The organism is candidate division WOR-3 bacterium (assembly GCA_039802005.1).
Taxonomy (GTDB): Bacteria; Hydrothermota; Tepidihabitantia; order SM23-42; family JAOAFX01; genus JAOAFX01.
On record JBDRVV010000025.1, the window covers coordinates 21,033 to 36,947 of the forward strand.

The window sequence follows — 15,915 nt, forward strand, 5'->3', positions numbered from 1 at the left end:
AGTCGTTATTGAGTGCAATAGCTCACTAATGCCTTTGTACTGAAAATTTAAATTTAAATGAGAAAGGAGTAATATGTTTATATTGGCAGTCATTATTGGATACATAGCAATGTTGATATTAAGCCCGCTTCCGGTGTTAGGACCAATAATTGCTGGATTCATTGCGGGATTGATTATTGGTGGAGTAAAGAACGGAATGCTTTCGGGATTTTTGAGCGGCACAATTGAAGGGATACTTGCCGGGATATTATTGCCGATTCTTGGTGGTTTTATAGGTAGTATCCTTGGTGGTGGTGGCACAATTTTCGGCGGCCTTGTTGGTGCAATAATCGGTGCTGGTATTTTTATTACCACACTCTATTTTGGATTACTCGGACTCGTTGGCGGTGCCATTGGTGGGTTAATCCACAGAAAGAAATAAGATTGTTTTTATCAGTTTATTGATTATTAAAAATGAAGAAGAGTCAACTTATTATTCTATTCTTTGTTACATCTCTTGTTTTTGCACAAGAGAACAAGCATATCAATAATCTCACGCCCAACTTCCATTTCGGTTTTGAGATTTCGGAACTATTGCAGAATGATTTTAGAAACTTGGGACCGAAGAATTTTACTTTCTTTTTTGGACAGGAATTCTGGTGTAAAAAATTGCAGAATTTTGGTTATCGTGTTTTGGTCATAAATGTTGACCTGTCAGCAGAACATCTATCAAACAATAATTTCATCAAGGGGGATAAGTCTGGTCTGACCGGTAGTCTGACTGCAGGCAGAATATTTTTTGATTGGTACCCTGGACGAAAAAAAGTTATGTTTATTCAATTTAATCCAATATTTAGCACGGGCTTGGGTTATAATAGAAATATCATTCAGAATAACGCAGTTTATGACCTGAATGGAATAACACTTGATGCAGGTTTTCGTTTGCAGAGCGTATGTTTTGAAAAAGTTTTTATTGAATTTCCTGTTATAGACGGTTTTCTATATTTGTGGAAAAGCCGAAGTGCGAAAGGTATTGTTGATAATGCAATTATTGATTATCCAGAACAAGGAATGATATTTCTGTGGATAAATTTTGGTATAAAAATAAGTTATTAGGGGGTTGTATGCAATCTATACCAGACGAGGTTGTCGAGAAAACCTTTGAAGAGATGTCAATCCTTGAACCAGACGAGATAAAAATCTTGATTAATAAGATGGGTGAGGAACAACCTTATGTTCTTGCTTATCTTTTTGAAACAGGTGAACATGAATTCAACGAATCTGAAAAAGAAGTATTTTTCTATTTGGGAATCGGAATATGGCGAATGATGTCAAGCAGATATGCCCCTTTGCCTTTGGTTCTCCCAATACTTCTTGATGAAATAGAGGAAGAGAATCTAAAAATACTTGATTCTTTGCAAAAAATGGATGAAGAAAGATTCGTTGAGTGTATTGGCCAGATAATAGACAATTACTCCCAACCTGCTATTTTATTTTATGTTGTTGATTTGTTGATTGAAGAAGAAATAGATGTTGCCCCAAACAAGATAGGAATAATGTTTATCTTTTTAAAAATATTGATTGATGCCTTCCAGAAGGCAATTGAATTGAAAAAAATTGAAAGACCCTGGAAGATTTAAAGATGAAAGATTTAATACTTTTTCTTGACCCTGCGAAATTTTTAACTATAATATTAAATTAAAAAAGGAGGCAGATGGCTAAGGTTATAATCATTATGGGTTCAAAAGGGGATTTTGAACATTCAAAAAAGATCGCAGGAGTACTGGAAAAATTTGGTGTTAACTATACCCTGCGAATTGCCTCAGCACATAAGGTTCCACTCAAAATTCTTGAAATTATAAAAGAATACGAGAATGAAGATGTGGTTTTTATCACGGTTGCAGGCAGGAGTAATGCCCTGAGCGGATTCGTCGATGCCAATACTACGAAACCTGTAATTGCCTGTCCGCCTTACAGCGACAAATTCAGCGGTGCCGACATTTTCTCTACAATCAGAATGCCTTCGGGAGTTTGTCCTTTATTTATTCTTGAACCAGAAGAGGCAGGTTTAGCAGCAATTAAAATTCTTTCCCTTGCAGACAAAAAATTAGAAAGAAAGATAAGAGATTATCAAGAAGCAAAAAGAGAGGAAATTGAAAAGGCAGATAAGGAGGTAAATAAAAATGGGTAGTGTAAAAGACCTTACGGTTATAGAAAAACCAACCGAAAATGAACCGGGTATTGGCAGGTTTGTATTTTCAGACAGATATTCAGTTTTTGACTGGGGTGAGATGCCTGACCACATATCAAAAAAAGGACAGGCAATATGTATTGCTACAGCTTATTACTTTGAGAAACTTGAGCAATCTGGTATAAAGACTCACTATCTTGGTCTTATTGAAGATGGGAAGACAAAACGCCTGAATGATTTGAAAACACCATCTGATACGATGGAGGTCAAATTGCTCAGAGTAATAAAACCTGAGCTCAAAGGTGATAATAAATATGATTATTCAATTTATAAAAAAGAGAAAAGAAATTTTTTAATCCCACTTGAGGTTATTTATCGTAATGCCCTGCCCGCAGGTTCTTCGGTATTTAAGCGTTTAAAGGAAGGGACAATTAAACCCTCGGATATTGGATTTGACAGAATTCCAGAGCCCGGGCAAATACTTAAAAACCCGATATACGATGTATCAACAAAACTTGAAATAACAGATAGGTATTTGACCTGGGATGAAGCGAAAGAAATATCTAATCTTTCTGATGAAGAACTTGTTCAAATGAAAAAAATATTATCTTTTGTCAATGAACTCATTAACAAGGAGACACAAAAACTCGGATTATTTAATGAAGATGGTAAAATTGAACTTGGATTTGATGAGAATAGAAATTTCGTCCTCGTTGATGCTTTGGGAACACTTGATGAATGTCGATTTACTTTTGATGGAATGCCTGTAAGCAAAGAGATAGCACGGATTTATTATCGTAAAACCGATTGGTTTAAAGATGTGGAGGAGGCAAAAAAGAAAGACCGGGTACACTGGAAATCCATCGTCCGAACCAAACCACCCCATCTACCAGAAGAATTATATAAAGGTATCTGTTTAATATATCAGGCTTATGCAAATGAACTAACTGGTAAAAAATGGTTTGATGCACCTTCTTTAAGGAAGATTTTAGAAGATATAAAAAAATGGGTATTGTAAAGTATATAACCAATCGGTTATTATTTAAAAAGAAGGGAGGTCGTTGATGCGGTCAAACTCTGAAAAAATAGGTATTATTGGATACGGGTCTTATCTACCCCGGTACCGAATAAAGGTTGAAGAGATTGCAAAACAATGGGGTAGAGACCCAGAAACGATTAAAAAAGGATTAGCATTGAAAGAAAAGACCGTGCCCGGAATGGACGAAGATACAATTACCATTTCAGTCGCCGCCGCAAAAAATGCCTTAAAAAGGGCAGAGATTGACCCCAAGAAAATTGGTGCAGTCTATGTTGGTTCTGAATCGCACCCTTATGCAGTAAAGCCATCTGCTACTGTCGTTGCTGAAGTTCTCGGAATCACACCTGAAGTTCATATTGCAAGTTTCGAATTCGCCTGTAAGGCAGGAACTGAGGCAATGTTTGTAGCATATAGTTTAGTAAAAGCAGGTTTAATGGAATACGCAATGGGTATCGGTGCTGATACATCGCAGGGTGCACCAGGAGATGCGCTTGAATTCTCTGCTTCAGCCGGTGGTTCTGCATTTATCTTCGGAAAAGAAAAGATTGTAGTAGAAGTTCTTGATACATATTCCTGGGCAACAGATACACCTGATTTTTGGCGCAGAGAATATCAATTTTATCCAAGGCACGGTGGAAGATTTACCGGTGACCCGGCATATTTTAAACATATCTATAATGCGGGCAAAGGAATTCTTGAAAAGACAGGCTATAAACCTTCAGATTTTAAATACGCTATATTCCATATGCCCAATGGTAAATTTCCAATGACGATTGGAAAAAGACTTGGATTCACCAAAGAGCAGATTGAACCAGGCTGGATTGTGCCCTTGATGGGTAACACCTATTCGGGTTCTTCTCCCACTGGATTTTCTGCAGTCCTTGATGTTGCTAAACCAGGCGATTTAATATTACTTGTTTCCTTTGGTTCTGGTGCGGGCAGTGATGCGTTTGTTTTTAAAGTTACTGAAAGGATAAATGAAGTTCGTGATAAGGCAGAGAAGGTAAGGGATATGCTTGAGAATAATAGAATATATCTCACTTATGGTGAGTATGCAAAACACAGACATAAAATTATCATGGCTGAACACTGATGGCACTGAAATGAAAGATACTGAGGATACAGAAATAAATCACACTGAAGACACTGAAATTAGAAGATTAAACGGAATAGGCAAGATTGAGTACAGTGAGTATCCATTCTCCGAGTTGACACACAAAATAATAAGTTGTGCGATTGAAGTACATAAATCTTTGGGACCTGGTTTTGTGGAATCGGCCTACGAAAATGCACTAGTATTTCAACTAACTAAAAACGGCTTAAAATACGAAAGGCAAAAGCAAATAGATATTTTTTACGATAATTGTAAAATTGGGAGACACAGATTAGATCTGGTGGTTGAAGAAAAGATAATAGTTGAGTTAAAAGTTGTAAAAAATTTCTGTACTGATGATACAAAGAGAATGCTTAGTTACCTTAAAGCGGCGGGCTTAAAAGTAGGGTTGCTGATTAATTTTGCTAAAGCAAAAATTGAAATCAAAAGGCTGATATTATGATTTACCATATTTCACCGTTTCAGCGTTTTCAGTGTTATTATCTTCACTGTTTCAGTGTTCTAAAATTCAGTGTTTCAGTGTTAAAGGAGGTAATATGAGAGAAGTTGCAGTTATTGGAATTGGAATGACCAAATTTGGTGAATTATGGACAAAATCCTTAAGGGATATTTTTGTTGAAGCTGCATTAAAGGCAGTTGATGATGCAAATGTTGACCATATTGATGCAATGTATGTGGGTTCAATGACCCCGGGATTGTTTGTCGGTCAAGAACATATCGGTGCATTAATGGCAGATTACCTCGGTATCGCACCAATACCAGCACTGCGGGTCGAATCTGCCTGTGCCTCTGGTGGATTTGCCTTAAGACAGGCATTTATTGATGTGGCATCAGGAATGAATGACATTGTACTTGCTGGTGGTGTAGAAAAGATGACCGATGGGGCAGATGTGACCTATGCGTTATCTACTGCTGCAGACCAGGAATATGAATGTTATCACGGTATTACCTTTCCCGGGCTTTATGCAATGATTGCCAATTTATATTTCCAACGATACGGTGCCACGCGCAGACATCTGGCAATGGTGGCAGTGAAAAACCACAAAAACGGTTCCCTAAATCCCAATGCTCAATTTCAGAGTGAAATTACAATAGATGATGTTTTAAATGCAACAATGGTGGCAGACCCGATAACAGTGATGGATAGTTCGCCGGTTTCTGATGGTGCTGCCTGTGTAATTGTAACGACGATTGATATTGCCAAGAAACTTGGAAAACCTATGATCAAAATTATTGGTTCTGGTGCGGCAACTGATACAATCGCCTTGCATCAAAGAAAGGATATTTTAAGCCTTGATGCAGTAAGGGTTGCTGGAGAACGCGCATATAAAATGGCAGGGATTAAACCTTCGGATATAAATTTCGCTGAAGTCCACGATTGCTTTACCATTGCTGAATTGTGCATAATGGAAGAACTTGGTTTCTGTGATAGGGGTAAGGCTTATCAACTTGTTGAAAAAGGTGAGACTGCGCTTGAAGGAAAGATTCCAATAAACCCATCCGGTGGTTTGAAATCAAAAGGACATCCAGTTGGTGCTACGGGTATTGCACAGGTGGTTGAAGTAGTTGAACAACTTCGAGGGACTGCTGGTAAACGTCAGGTCAAAAATGCCAAAATCGGGTTGACCCAGAATATGGGTGGCTCAGGAGCATCATCAGTAGTGCATATTTTCAAATCCGAGTGACTTGCTTTTAGATATGTGATCCATAAACTATCATGAATGAATTGATGGCAAGCACTAAATTCGAAATCCGAAATTCCAAACAATATCTAATTACCAAAATTCCAAATTCAAAACAGTTTGGTAAATTGGGATTTAGGAGTTGTTTCGGATTTCGATATTCGGATTTTCTAAAGTTTATCAGTGTGTATCCGTGTTATTATCCGCAATAGTCAGTGCATCGCCTGTCGGCGATGAAAGGAGGATAAATGCCTTCACCAAGATATACAAGAGAAATGCCACAAAGGTATCGGCTTGAAGCAAATAAGTGTAAAAAATGCGGAAAGATATTTTTCCCACCAAGACTTATTTGTTCAAATTGTAAGTCAAGAGAATTTGAAAAGATAAAATTATCAGAAGAGGGCAAAATTGTAACCTATACCACAATCCGCGTGGCACCTGATCAATTCAACACGCAGGTGCCATATAATGTAGCAATAATTGAATTAAAGGATGGTGTCAGATTGATGGCACAGGTTGTTGATTGTAAACCCGAAGATATGGGAATTGGTAAACCGGTAAAGTTGGTTTTCCGAAAGGTCCAGGAAGAAGGCGCTGCTGGAATAATATGCTATGGATATAAAGCAATACTTGGATAATCTCGAAATCCTAAGTCCGAAATTCTAAACAATGTTTAATGAATTAAATTCCAAATATGAATGTCGATACATTAGAATTTGGGATTTGTTTAGGATTTAGATATTAGGATTTAGAATTTAAAGGATAATATGTACAAAATAGAATCAAAAATAAACCCAAATTGTAGCGGTGCGATTTATCGCACAAAGGTAGGTATATGTACAAAATAGAATCCAAGATAAATCCCAATAGTGCGGAGTTTAAAGAAAACTATGAGGCAATGGAACAGGCAGTGAAAACATTAAAAGAGCGGCTCGAACTCGTGCGTAAAGGTGGACCTGATTATATGCACAAGAAACATAAAGAAAGGGGTAAACTCTTTGTGCGTGATAGACTGAAATTGCTTCTTGACTCGGATACTCCATTCTTAGAATTGAGTCCGCTCGCTGCCTGGGATATGTACGATAATGAGCATCCATCTGCTGCAATTATCACCGGTATCGGTGTTGTCCAGGGTCGCGAAGTAATGATCGTTGCACACGATGCTACAGTCAAAGGTGGCACTTATGTGCCCGAGACAATAAAAAAGCATATCCGTGCTCAGGAGATTGCAATTGATAATCGCCTGCCCTGCATATATCTCGTTGATTCAGGTGGAATATTCTTGCCTTTACAAGTAGGCACATTTCCTGATAGGTTTCATTTTGGTAGAATATTTTATAACCAGGCGATAATGTCTGCAATGAATATTCCTCAGATTTCAGTGGTAATGGGTTTTTGTACTGCAGGTGGAGCATATCAACCGGCGATGAGTGATGAAGTAGTTCATGTAAAAGGTACCGGAACGATTTATATTGGCGGTCCCCCTTTGGTGAAAGCTGCAACGGGGGAAGTGGTTACCGAAGAGGAACTCGGCGGTGCAGATGTCCATTGTCGGATTTCGGGTGTGAGTGACCATTATGCAGTAAATGATGAACAGGCGATAGAAATTACCCGTAATATCGTAGAAAACCTGGGCAGACAACCAAAATATCCACTGGAGCGTGCAGAACCCAAAGAACCCGCCTATGACCCGAAGGAATTATATGGTATAATTCCTAAGGATTTGCGCAAACCATTTGATATGCGTGAAGTGATTGCAAGAATTGTTGATGATAGCGAATTTCATGAATTTAAAGAATTATATGGTCCAACTCTGGTCTGTGGATTTGCACGGATAATGGGTTATCCAGTGGGAATATTGGCAAACAATGGTGTATTATTTTCTGAATCTTCACAAAAAGGTGCACATTTTATTGAACTCTGTTGTGTGCGGAAAATACCTTTAATATTTTTGCAGAATATTACTGGATTTATCGTTGGTAAAAGATATGAACATCAAGGAATTGCTAAGGATGGTGCAAAACTTGTCCATGCGGTAGCAAATGCCCAGGTGCCGAAATTCACCGTTATAATTGGTGGTTCTTATGGCGCGGGTAATTATGGTATGTGTGGTCGTGCTTATGAACCAAGATTGTTATTTATGTGGCCCACCGCAAAGATCTGTGTAATGGGTGGTGAACAGGCTGCAGATGTGCTCACTGATATCAAGGTAAAGGCACTGCAGAAAGAAGGGAAAAAACCAACACCCGAAGAGATTGAAGAAATCCGCAAACCAATCCTGGCAAAATATGAATACGAGTCAAGTGCCTATTATTCAACCGCACGGCTCTGGGATGACGGAATAATTGACCCACTTGATACCCGCACGGTGCTTGGACTGGGTATAGCAATGTCCCTTAATGCACCAATACCTGAACATAAATTTGGGGTGTTCAGAATGTAATCCGCCAGAGGCGGATTTAGATTCAAACAGATTAAGGTGGATGCAAACGGATGTCTTACTTCATAAAGAGCTAACGTATAAGATTATTGGTATTCTATTCAAAGTTCATAAAAACCTTGGTTGTGGTTTTACTGAAAAGATTTATCAGCGAGCAATAGAGTTAGAATTAAAAAAAGAGAAACTTTCTTACGAAATTGAAAAAGAAATTCAGATAAAATATGATGGTCAAGTAGTAGGAAAGCATCGTTTAGATTTGGTGGTTGAAAATAAAGTAATAATTGAATTGAAATCTGTAGAACGTTTGCCTAAGGTGTTCCGTGAACAACTGATTTCCCAACTTAAAGCATCACCTTACGAAGTGGGCTTATTGGTCAATTTTGGAACTCCTAAGCTGGAGTATATTCGTATAGTAAGGAGCAAGGATCGTTCTAAATCCGTCTGAATCCGCTCTAATCCGTCTGAATCTTTTTTAAACTGGAGGTCTAATGAATAAAATAACCTTCAAAGACATTGATAAGAAACTCAAAGAGGCATGGCAGCCTCAGGATGTAGTATATGTAAATGAGACTGCTTTGCGAATTGCAAAAATAGATGGTATCTACAAATGGCATACCCATATGAATGAAGATGAATTTTTTTATGTATTAAAGGGTAAAATCTTCATTGATATGGAGAATGAGTCTATAGAGTTAAAAGAAGGCGAAGGTTTTTTAGTTAAGCGCGGGACCAGGCATCGCTCCCGCAGTGAAAAACCTGCTTATGTTTTACTTGTAGAACCAATCAAAACCAAGACCAAAGGCGAAGAATAAAATTCCTTATATTATGTAGGAACGGTTTCAAACTGCGGTCGTCCGGTCTTTGGAGTTAATTCGTAAGAATTTTATGTTAAAGCAAAAAAAATAATTTTAATGGGGTAAGGCTTAATAACCCCCTGATTAAATCAAGGGAATGGAATGTGCCATTTATGATACATAAAAATGCTATGAAATTTAATAAGATTATCCTCTCCCTTGATGGGAGGGGATTAAGGTGAGGGTGAAAGAAGGTGTTATGACTACACGACAAGAAATAATTATTGGTGAAAACGAAGTTGTTACAATATACAAATATAAAATTGCTCTCGCAAAAGTATGGCAAGATGCAAGCGAGGGAGTAAAAAAGGCATGGATTTCGGTAGCAGAAAAGGGCGTTGAAGGAAGCAGTCAGGATTTAGAATTACAGGAAGGCGAAAAAATTGAACTTGGTGATATGAGGCTAATTGTAGATAAAATCAATCTATTTTCTGAATGCTCTAAATGTATAATTTTGAAAATGATTGAGAAGGAGTAGAATTATGAAACAGATAATCATTGAAAGTGAAAGCATCGGGAAAATTAGAGTTGAGATAACCGAAGAAAACCCAAAGACGGCAGAAAAATTTTTGAAGATTCTACCCATTGAAGCGAAGGCAAATCTCTGGGGTGAGGAAATCTATTTTAAAATTCCGATAGATAAAATTGAACCCGAAAACCCACGGCAGGTTGTAAAAGAAGGTGAAATAGCAATCTGGATTGAAGAGCCATCGCTATGCATATTTTTTGGCAAGACACCGGTAAGTAACGATAAAGAGATAAGGGCTTATAGTGATGTGAATGTAATTGGCAGAGTAAAAGGAGACTGTAAAGTATTTAGAGAGGTGAAAAATGGAGATGAGATAAAAGTCTACGTTTCTGAAGATTGAACTAATTGCCTGTCCAAGGTTAATTAATAATGTTACCTTGACCGCCTGAATTTCGTCTTATAGACAAAGGAGGTTACAATGCAACACTGGATTTCTTTCCTTGTGCCAATAGTCGCAATAATAATGGGATGTTTGATAGCAATTATTTCGATAATTTCAAGCTCGCTTGTGAAAAGAAAATATTACGAATCGGTAACCAAGGCGATTGAATCAGGAAAGAGTGTACAGGAGATAAAAGAACTGCTTGGTGAGGGTCCTGAGAAAAAATGGAATTATCAACAACTGGAAACCGAAAGTCAAAGATTGGGAAGGTATTTAAAAAATGGCATCGTAGTATTAGGGGTGGGACTTGGAAGTATCTTATTTGGATATATTCAATCATCACGAGTGCTAATTGGTGCGGGAGTGTTTATAGGCGTAGTCGGCGTTTGTTTTATCTTACTCCATTTCATTTTACCTGAGAAATAGGTATTATAACAGCTACTCGTGCCTTGCGGTATTATTGAACTTGTAATTAGAAGCAGAAATGGTGATGAAAAGGCAATGGCGGAACTCGTTACGGAATATAAACAACTTATCTTTACTATTGCCTATCGGCTCCTTGGCGATTATGACATAAGTATGGATATTTGCCAGGAAACATTCATAAGGGCTTTTCAAAACTTAGCTAAGCTAAAAAATCCGGAGAAGTTTAAGACCTATCTTTGCCGTATTACCCGGAATCTTGCTTATGACCATTTAAAAAAGAGAAAAATGATTAATCAAAGTTCCACCCAAGATTATGACCCAATTGAACTTACCAGCACTAAAGACTCCACAGCCGAAATTAGGAAAAGGGTAATCATCCAGAATGCCCTTGAAAAGTTACATCCACGCGACCGACTCCTTTTGACCCTGTTCTATTATCAAAATTTTGATATAAAAGAAATATCTGAAATTGTTGGAATAAGTCCCGAAAATGTGAAGGTTTCTTTAAGTCGTGCAAGAATTAGATTAAGAGAAAAATTAAAGGGTTATGAAGAAGAACTCCTGTCCTGATATTAATAAATTAATTGAGAATAGGTTGGATCTTTTATCCGATAATGAGAGGGGGCAAATAGAAAAACATCTTTTGAAGTGCCAAGAATGTCAGAAGAAAGTAGCAATTGAGAGTCAAATTGATAAAGCATTGTCTACGAATTATGACCCCGGTGTTATAGAAGACAAAGTATTGATGAAGTTAAAAGTGATGAAAGAAATTGAGCATAAAAATAGCTGGGTATTTTCATTTTTGACGATTTTATACGCATTTTCGGTTATCGCCTTTGTTCTTTTAGTAGGGTTTTTGTTAAATAAAATCTGGTTGGAAGCCATTCCGTATATATCAGTGGCACTCCTTAAAAGGGAAACATTGACTTTAATAAATCTGTTCTCTATCAGTTTTCTTATAGTAACTTTATTATATGGATTCCGCAAGAGTATTTGTCGATATATTTCAAACATCACTTAAAAAGCAAAAAATTTATTGATAATTATTACCAGATGACAATAATATAAATTAAATTATAGAAAAGTTATTCAATTCGCTTAAAAACAGACTACCAAAAGTAGGAATGATGAATGATAAAAATAATATTTCTTATATAGTACTAAAGTTCCTGCTAACATTAGGTCTTTTAAGTTCGATATTTCCATATATTTTTGTGTTGAAACAAGAAAAAATGATTTTGAGCGTTTGGAAAATCGCTCTTGCAGATACAATTATCTTTCAGGATGGTTATGAGGCGGGGCAAGACCCCCAGGGGAATTTCATAAACTGGGATGAAACGCCAGTGTATGGGGGAGTAGGTTCTGCAAGTGCGATTGATGATACTGTTATCCATTATGCGGGTAATCATAGTGCTCGTTTTCAGCTTACCAATGGTGCCCAGGGCGGTTGGGCATATACCAATAAGATAATTCCCTGGCCTTCGGGTAAAAAACTATGGTACAGTTGTTATCTGCGTAATGGACCAATCTCTCAATCAAATGTTACTGTTGGTGGGCTTTATTTTATGGAAGCGTATATTGTCCATCCAAGTGGTTATCGCGAGCGAGCAAATATTGAAACGCATCCTTATCAGGGATTACCTGATAGTCTGTTTATGATTAGAATGGCGTATCGGGGACGCGATGGACAGCGTCACCGTCAATATGATAATTTGCAGTTCATCAGACGTGAACAATGGTATCATATCACGATGCTTGTTGATTTAAGCGGGCAAAATCCATTTTATGCCTGGTGGCTAAATAATAATCTTGTTTGGTATGAATATGATACTTCCATTGGTAATGATACATTGGCTCCGACCGAATTCCATGCTGGTGCCTGCTGGATTGACTGGGGCGAAGGGAACAGAGGACTGGTCTGGATAGATAATTGCCAGGTGGCTGATTTTGGTCCTGGTGCTGGGATTGAAAGCGAAAGAAATTTGAGCCTTAATAATTTTGAATTTTCTTTACATCCGAATCCCTGTAAGAGAACGATTTCTCTTTCGTTAAATATAAGAAAAGAAACAAATTTAGCAATTATCCTTTATGATTTGGTGGGTAGAGAGAAAAAAATGATTTTAAATAATAAACTCTTTGCTCAAGGAAGTTATAATATTCAATTAAATTTTTGTGATGTGCCCGAGGGTATCTATTTCTTGAGGATAACCACTCAGAAGCAAAACTATTTTGAGAAGATAGTGATTCTAAGTAAAAATTAAAAGGAGATGTATGAATTATATTTACATTGGTTTAATAATAACAGGGATCTGTTTAATTCTTGATGAGATTCTCCCGAGATTGAAACAACCGGGTTATTTTAAGAATCTTATCCGCCTTTCTACCTTTGAAAAGATAATGCCAAATCTTCAGAAAGATTTATCTGATGTTAATAGTTTAAATGATACATTGAGAATGCACATAAAAAATAGATACCAATTTTTTCCAATAAATCCAAGGGCAATTTATTTCAGAGAAGTCCAATTTGATTATTCGGTTTCAAGATATACAGTATGCCCAATCCACGGCGCAATAGAGATGGTCAATCCCCAGAAGATTAAGATTACATTTTGTTTGAATCTCACCATCCCTGCATTTCTCGCTTTTATTAGTATTCTGCTGTTTTACCGCTTTCCACAAACAAGCATAACATTGATAATTCTATTCTTTCTTTTAGTCTCGTGTTTCTGGTATTATATTCTGATTAAAAGGCGTATCGGTGTTCTGATTGAGGCAATTACCAGATGGTTGAATACTCCACTAAAACCACAATCATTCCACAATTCCAGAATTTTGGAATAATGGAATAGTAAAATAAATAATATTGTAGTAACAAGTCTACCCTGAAAATTTTATATTTTTAGTTGCATAGGTATTTCAGTGTTTCGTAAGCACTAGGAGGTGATGTGCCAGTCTCAAATTTTAATATCGTTAAATTCATATTTTCGTTGGCATTGACACTTGGAGCTGCATTTATAGGTTCCCTAGCGACAAGGCAGTCAGTCTCCACCTGGTATGGAACGATAAATAAGCCACCGATAAGCCCGCCAAACTGGTTGTTTGGTCCGGTCTGGACTGCGCTGTTTATTCTTATGGGCATTGCATTTTATTTTGTCTGGAATAAGGGACTCTCTTTGACACCCGTAAAGACCGCTATTATCATTTTTTTAATACAACTGGTTCTTAATGTCGTCTGGTCTTTTCTCTTTTTCGGATTGCGCTCTCCATTATATGCATTCATTGAGATTATCATACTTTGGATTGCTATTCTGCTTACGATAATTTATTTCTTCAAGGTTTCATATGTAGCCGGCTACCTCTTGATACCGTACATTCTCTGGGTCAGTTTTGCTTCAATCTTAAACGGGTGGATTGCAGTATTGAATTGATAAAATGATATATCGTGATTTTGGTAAAACAGGTGTAAAAATCTCACAACTCGGTTTTGGTTGTATGAGATTCCCACTTCTTGATGAAAATGACTTTAAATCAATCAACAAACCCGAAGCAGCAAAAATTTTGTATTATGCGATTGATAATGGCATAAATTATCTTGATACCGCCTACGGTTATCATTCAGGTGAGAGTGAGGTATTCTTGGGTGAAGTTTTGAAGCCAGAATATCGCAAGAAAATCTATCTTGCGACCAAATTGCCTGTCTATCTTGTGAAAGAAAAAGGTGATTCTGAAAAGTATCTTAATGAGCAACTCACGAGATTAAAGACCGAGACAATAGATATGTATCTCTTGCACGGCTTAAGTAAAGACTCCTGGCAGACCGTTCAGAAATTTGATATATTGAAATTTTTTGATGATACATTGAAAAAAGGCAAAATAAGGTTCGCTGGTTTCTCATTCCACGATGAATTGCCGCTATTTAAAGAAATTATTAATGCCTATCCCTGGTCATTTTGTTTGCTCCATATCAATTATGTTGATAATGATATTCAAGCAGGAATAAAGGGTCTTGAATATACGTATAGTAAAGGTCTTGGCGTCATAATTATGGAACCCCTGCGTGGTGGCAAACTTGCCCGGAATGTACCGGAAGAAGTATTAAATATCATTGCTCGCTCAAAGTTCAAACAGAAACCTGTAGAATTTGCATTTAGATATTTATACAATCGGCCTGAGGTCTCCTGTGTGTTAAGTGGAATGAGCACGATTGAACAGGTCAAACAGAACATTGAATTTGCATCAGTAGAGCACAGAGATACACTCACCGAAGATGAGTTGAAATTGTATGAACAGGCAAAAAAATTTTTCAAATCGCGCACGAAAATCAATTGTACTGGTTGTAACTATTGTTCAGATTGTCCCCAGAAAATTCCGATTTCATTTATCTTTGAGATATATAACGATGCCTATATGTATAATGCATTTGTCGAATCAAAAGGAATGTATAAAAAATTTATCAAAGATGAAAGGAAGGCAGATAAATGCACCGAATGCGGTCAATGCGAAGACCGCTGCCCGCAGAAGATAGAGATAATTAAAGAACTGAAAGCAGCTCATAAATTCTTGAAACGAGGCGATTGATTCGTCTGTCATGCTGAACTTGTTTCAGCATCTTATCTGTAGCGGTGCGATTCATCGCACTTAAATTACTATCCTTGAATGGAAAAATTCCCAACTCCATTTCCTCTCCCTCAAAGGGAGAGGATAAAGGCGAGGGTGTGGTTTTAGATTCTAACGCTCCAGGTAAACGGCACACGTTTAAAACCTCTTAGTGTCATTGACAAAAAATTAATATTAAGTATAATAAAATATAATCCGATAAAAAGGAACTAACTGTATGAAGACCCGGCATAAAATAATCATTGGTGATGCAAGATGGATGAAAGAAGTTCCCGATGAATCCGTCCATCTTATTATCACATCACCCCCTTACTGGCAGTTAAAGGATTATGGCAATGGAAAGCAAATAGGATTTAATGATACTTATGAAGAATATATAAATAACCTTAACCTTGTCTGGAGTGAATGCCGCAGAGTTCTTCATAAAGGTTGCCGTTTATGTATTAACATTGGAGACCAGTTTGCCCGTTCGGTTTATTATGGAAGATATAAGGTTATTCCGATCAGGACAGAAATCATCAAATTTTGTGAGAGCGCAGGATTTGATTATATGGGCGCAATTATCTGGCAGAAGGTTACTACCTGTCATACAACTGGCGGAGCAACAGTAATGGGTTCTTATCCTTACCCAAGGAATGGGATTCTTAAATTAGACTATGAAT

At 37.2% G+C, this 15,915-nt stretch carries 22 protein-coding genes; all 22 read left to right on the forward strand.

Going from position 1 to position 15,915, the window contains the following annotated elements:
• Positions 1–73 precede the first annotated feature (73 nt).
• Complete coding sequence (locus ABIL69_08630) at positions 74–421, forward strand: DUF5518 domain-containing protein (GenBank protein ID MEO0124049.1); 348 nt, start codon at positions 74–76, stop codon at positions 419–421.
• Positions 422–453: 32 nt separating this feature from the next.
• Positions 454–1,095: a hypothetical protein gene (locus ABIL69_08635; GenBank protein ID MEO0124050.1), complete on the forward strand. Its 642-nt coding sequence runs from the start codon at positions 454–456 to the stop codon at positions 1,093–1,095.
• Positions 1,096–1,103: 8 nt separating this feature from the next.
• Positions 1,104–1,619, forward strand: a complete 516-nt coding sequence (locus ABIL69_08640) for a hypothetical protein (protein MEO0124051.1) — start codon at positions 1,104–1,106, stop codon at positions 1,617–1,619.
• Between the two features lie 74 nt (positions 1,620–1,693).
• A complete protein-coding gene (gene purE, locus ABIL69_08645; protein MEO0124052.1) occupies positions 1,694–2,170 on the forward strand; it encodes a 5-(carboxyamino)imidazole ribonucleotide mutase in 477 nt (158 codons plus the stop codon).
• On the forward strand, positions 2,163–3,188 hold the full coding sequence (gene purC, locus ABIL69_08650) for a phosphoribosylaminoimidazolesuccinocarboxamide synthase (GenBank protein MEO0124053.1): 1,026 nt from the start codon (positions 2,163–2,165) through the stop codon (positions 3,186–3,188). The genes purE and purC overlap by 8 nt, the downstream gene beginning before the upstream one ends.
• Positions 3,189–3,234: 46 nt before the next feature.
• On the forward strand, positions 3,235–4,302 hold the full coding sequence (locus ABIL69_08655) for a hydroxymethylglutaryl-CoA synthase (protein MEO0124054.1): 1,068 nt from the start codon (positions 3,235–3,237) through the stop codon (positions 4,300–4,302).
• Complete coding sequence (locus ABIL69_08660; protein ID MEO0124055.1) at positions 4,262–4,765, forward strand: GxxExxY protein; 504 nt, start codon at positions 4,262–4,264, stop codon at positions 4,763–4,765. Before ABIL69_08655 ends, ABIL69_08660 begins: the two co-directional genes overlap by 41 nt.
• 94 nt (positions 4,766–4,859) lie before the next feature.
• The gene (locus tag ABIL69_08665) at positions 4,860–6,008 is read left to right on the forward strand and encodes a thiolase domain-containing protein (GenBank protein ID MEO0124056.1); all 1,149 of its coding nucleotides are present in this window, start codon (positions 4,860–4,862) and stop codon (positions 6,006–6,008) included.
• Positions 6,009–6,253: 245 nt separating this feature from the next.
• Positions 6,254–6,643: a Zn-ribbon domain-containing OB-fold protein gene (locus ABIL69_08670; protein MEO0124057.1), complete on the forward strand. Its 390-nt coding sequence runs from the start codon at positions 6,254–6,256 to the stop codon at positions 6,641–6,643.
• A gap of 197 nt (positions 6,644–6,840) precedes the next feature.
• Positions 6,841–8,448, forward strand: coding sequence for a carboxyl transferase domain-containing protein (locus tag ABIL69_08675; GenBank protein MEO0124058.1), 1,608 nt, complete (start codon positions 6,841–6,843; stop codon positions 8,446–8,448).
• A 40-nt stretch (positions 8,449–8,488) separates the two neighbouring features.
• A complete protein-coding gene (locus ABIL69_08680; protein MEO0124059.1) occupies positions 8,489–8,890 on the forward strand; it encodes a GxxExxY protein in 402 nt (133 codons plus the stop codon).
• Positions 8,891–8,933: 43 nt separating this feature from the next.
• Positions 8,934–9,257, forward strand: a complete 324-nt coding sequence (locus ABIL69_08685; GenBank protein ID MEO0124060.1) for a cupin domain-containing protein — start codon at positions 8,934–8,936, stop codon at positions 9,255–9,257.
• A gap of 220 nt (positions 9,258–9,477) precedes the next feature.
• Positions 9,478–9,777 carry a hypothetical protein gene (locus ABIL69_08690; GenBank protein ID MEO0124061.1) on the forward strand — a complete coding sequence of 100 codons (300 nt, stop codon included), beginning with the start codon at positions 9,478–9,480 and terminating at the stop codon, positions 9,775–9,777.
• A 4-nt stretch (positions 9,778–9,781) separates the two neighbouring features.
• Positions 9,782–10,168, forward strand: coding sequence for a cyclophilin-like fold protein (locus tag ABIL69_08695; protein ID MEO0124062.1), 387 nt, complete (start codon positions 9,782–9,784; stop codon positions 10,166–10,168).
• A 78-nt stretch (positions 10,169–10,246) separates the two neighbouring features.
• Positions 10,247–10,636: a hypothetical protein gene (locus ABIL69_08700; protein ID MEO0124063.1), complete on the forward strand. Its 390-nt coding sequence runs from the start codon at positions 10,247–10,249 to the stop codon at positions 10,634–10,636.
• A gap of 18 nt (positions 10,637–10,654) precedes the next feature.
• The gene (locus ABIL69_08705; GenBank protein ID MEO0124064.1) at positions 10,655–11,206 is read left to right on the forward strand and encodes an RNA polymerase sigma factor; all 552 of its coding nucleotides are present in this window, start codon (positions 10,655–10,657) and stop codon (positions 11,204–11,206) included.
• Between the two features lie 73 nt (positions 11,207–11,279).
• Complete coding sequence (locus tag ABIL69_08710) at positions 11,280–11,657, forward strand: hypothetical protein (GenBank protein MEO0124065.1); 378 nt, start codon at positions 11,280–11,282, stop codon at positions 11,655–11,657.
• A 211-nt stretch (positions 11,658–11,868) separates the two neighbouring features.
• On the forward strand, positions 11,869–12,897 hold the full coding sequence (locus ABIL69_08715; GenBank protein ID MEO0124066.1) for a T9SS type A sorting domain-containing protein: 1,029 nt from the start codon (positions 11,869–11,871) through the stop codon (positions 12,895–12,897).
• 10 nt (positions 12,898–12,907) lie between these two features.
• Positions 12,908–13,477 carry a hypothetical protein gene (locus tag ABIL69_08720; protein MEO0124067.1) on the forward strand — a complete coding sequence of 190 codons (570 nt, stop codon included), beginning with the start codon at positions 12,908–12,910 and terminating at the stop codon, positions 13,475–13,477.
• Positions 13,478–13,581: 104 nt separating this feature from the next.
• Complete coding sequence (locus tag ABIL69_08725) at positions 13,582–14,064, forward strand: TspO/MBR family protein (GenBank protein ID MEO0124068.1); 483 nt, start codon at positions 13,582–13,584, stop codon at positions 14,062–14,064.
• 4 nt (positions 14,065–14,068) lie between these two features.
• A complete protein-coding gene (locus tag ABIL69_08730; protein ID MEO0124069.1) occupies positions 14,069–15,214 on the forward strand; it encodes an aldo/keto reductase in 1,146 nt (381 codons plus the stop codon).
• Positions 15,215–15,470: 256 nt separating this feature from the next.
• A partial coding sequence (locus ABIL69_08735; protein ID MEO0124070.1) for a DNA methyltransferase occupies positions 15,471–15,915 on the forward strand: 445 nt, incomplete at its 3' end.

Coding starts and splice junctions, on each gene's coding strand:
- ABIL69_08660 (MEO0124055.1), top strand. CDS start 4,262: ATGCAAAACACAGACATAAAATTATCATGGCTGAACACTGATGGCACT.
- ABIL69_08635 (MEO0124050.1), top strand. CDS start 454: ATGAAGAAGAGTCAACTTATTATTCTATTCTTTGTTACATCTCTTGTT.
- ABIL69_08715 (MEO0124066.1), top strand. CDS start 11,869: ATGATTTTGAGCGTTTGGAAAATCGCTCTTGCAGATACAATTATCTTT.
- ABIL69_08640 (MEO0124051.1), top strand. CDS start 1,104: ATGCAATCTATACCAGACGAGGTTGTCGAGAAAACCTTTGAAGAGATG.
- ABIL69_08685 (MEO0124060.1), top strand. CDS start 8,934: ATGAATAAAATAACCTTCAAAGACATTGATAAGAAACTCAAAGAGGCA.
- ABIL69_08665 (MEO0124056.1), top strand. CDS start 4,860: ATGAGAGAAGTTGCAGTTATTGGAATTGGAATGACCAAATTTGGTGAA.
- ABIL69_08670 (MEO0124057.1), top strand. CDS start 6,254: ATGCCTTCACCAAGATATACAAGAGAAATGCCACAAAGGTATCGGCTT.
- purC (MEO0124053.1), top strand. CDS start 2,163: ATGGGTAGTGTAAAAGACCTTACGGTTATAGAAAAACCAACCGAAAAT.
- ABIL69_08630 (MEO0124049.1), top strand. CDS start 74: ATGTTTATATTGGCAGTCATTATTGGATACATAGCAATGTTGATATTA.
- ABIL69_08675 (MEO0124058.1), top strand. CDS start 6,841: ATGTACAAAATAGAATCCAAGATAAATCCCAATAGTGCGGAGTTTAAA.
- ABIL69_08695 (MEO0124062.1), top strand. CDS start 9,782: ATGAAACAGATAATCATTGAAAGTGAAAGCATCGGGAAAATTAGAGTT.
- ABIL69_08655 (MEO0124054.1), top strand. CDS start 3,235: ATGCGGTCAAACTCTGAAAAAATAGGTATTATTGGATACGGGTCTTAT.
- ABIL69_08730 (MEO0124069.1), top strand. CDS start 14,069: ATGATATATCGTGATTTTGGTAAAACAGGTGTAAAAATCTCACAACTC.
- ABIL69_08720 (MEO0124067.1), top strand. CDS start 12,908: ATGAATTATATTTACATTGGTTTAATAATAACAGGGATCTGTTTAATT.
- ABIL69_08680 (MEO0124059.1), top strand. CDS start 8,489: ATGCAAACGGATGTCTTACTTCATAAAGAGCTAACGTATAAGATTATT.
- purE (MEO0124052.1), top strand. CDS start 1,694: ATGGCTAAGGTTATAATCATTATGGGTTCAAAAGGGGATTTTGAACAT.
- ABIL69_08700 (MEO0124063.1), top strand. CDS start 10,247: ATGCAACACTGGATTTCTTTCCTTGTGCCAATAGTCGCAATAATAATG.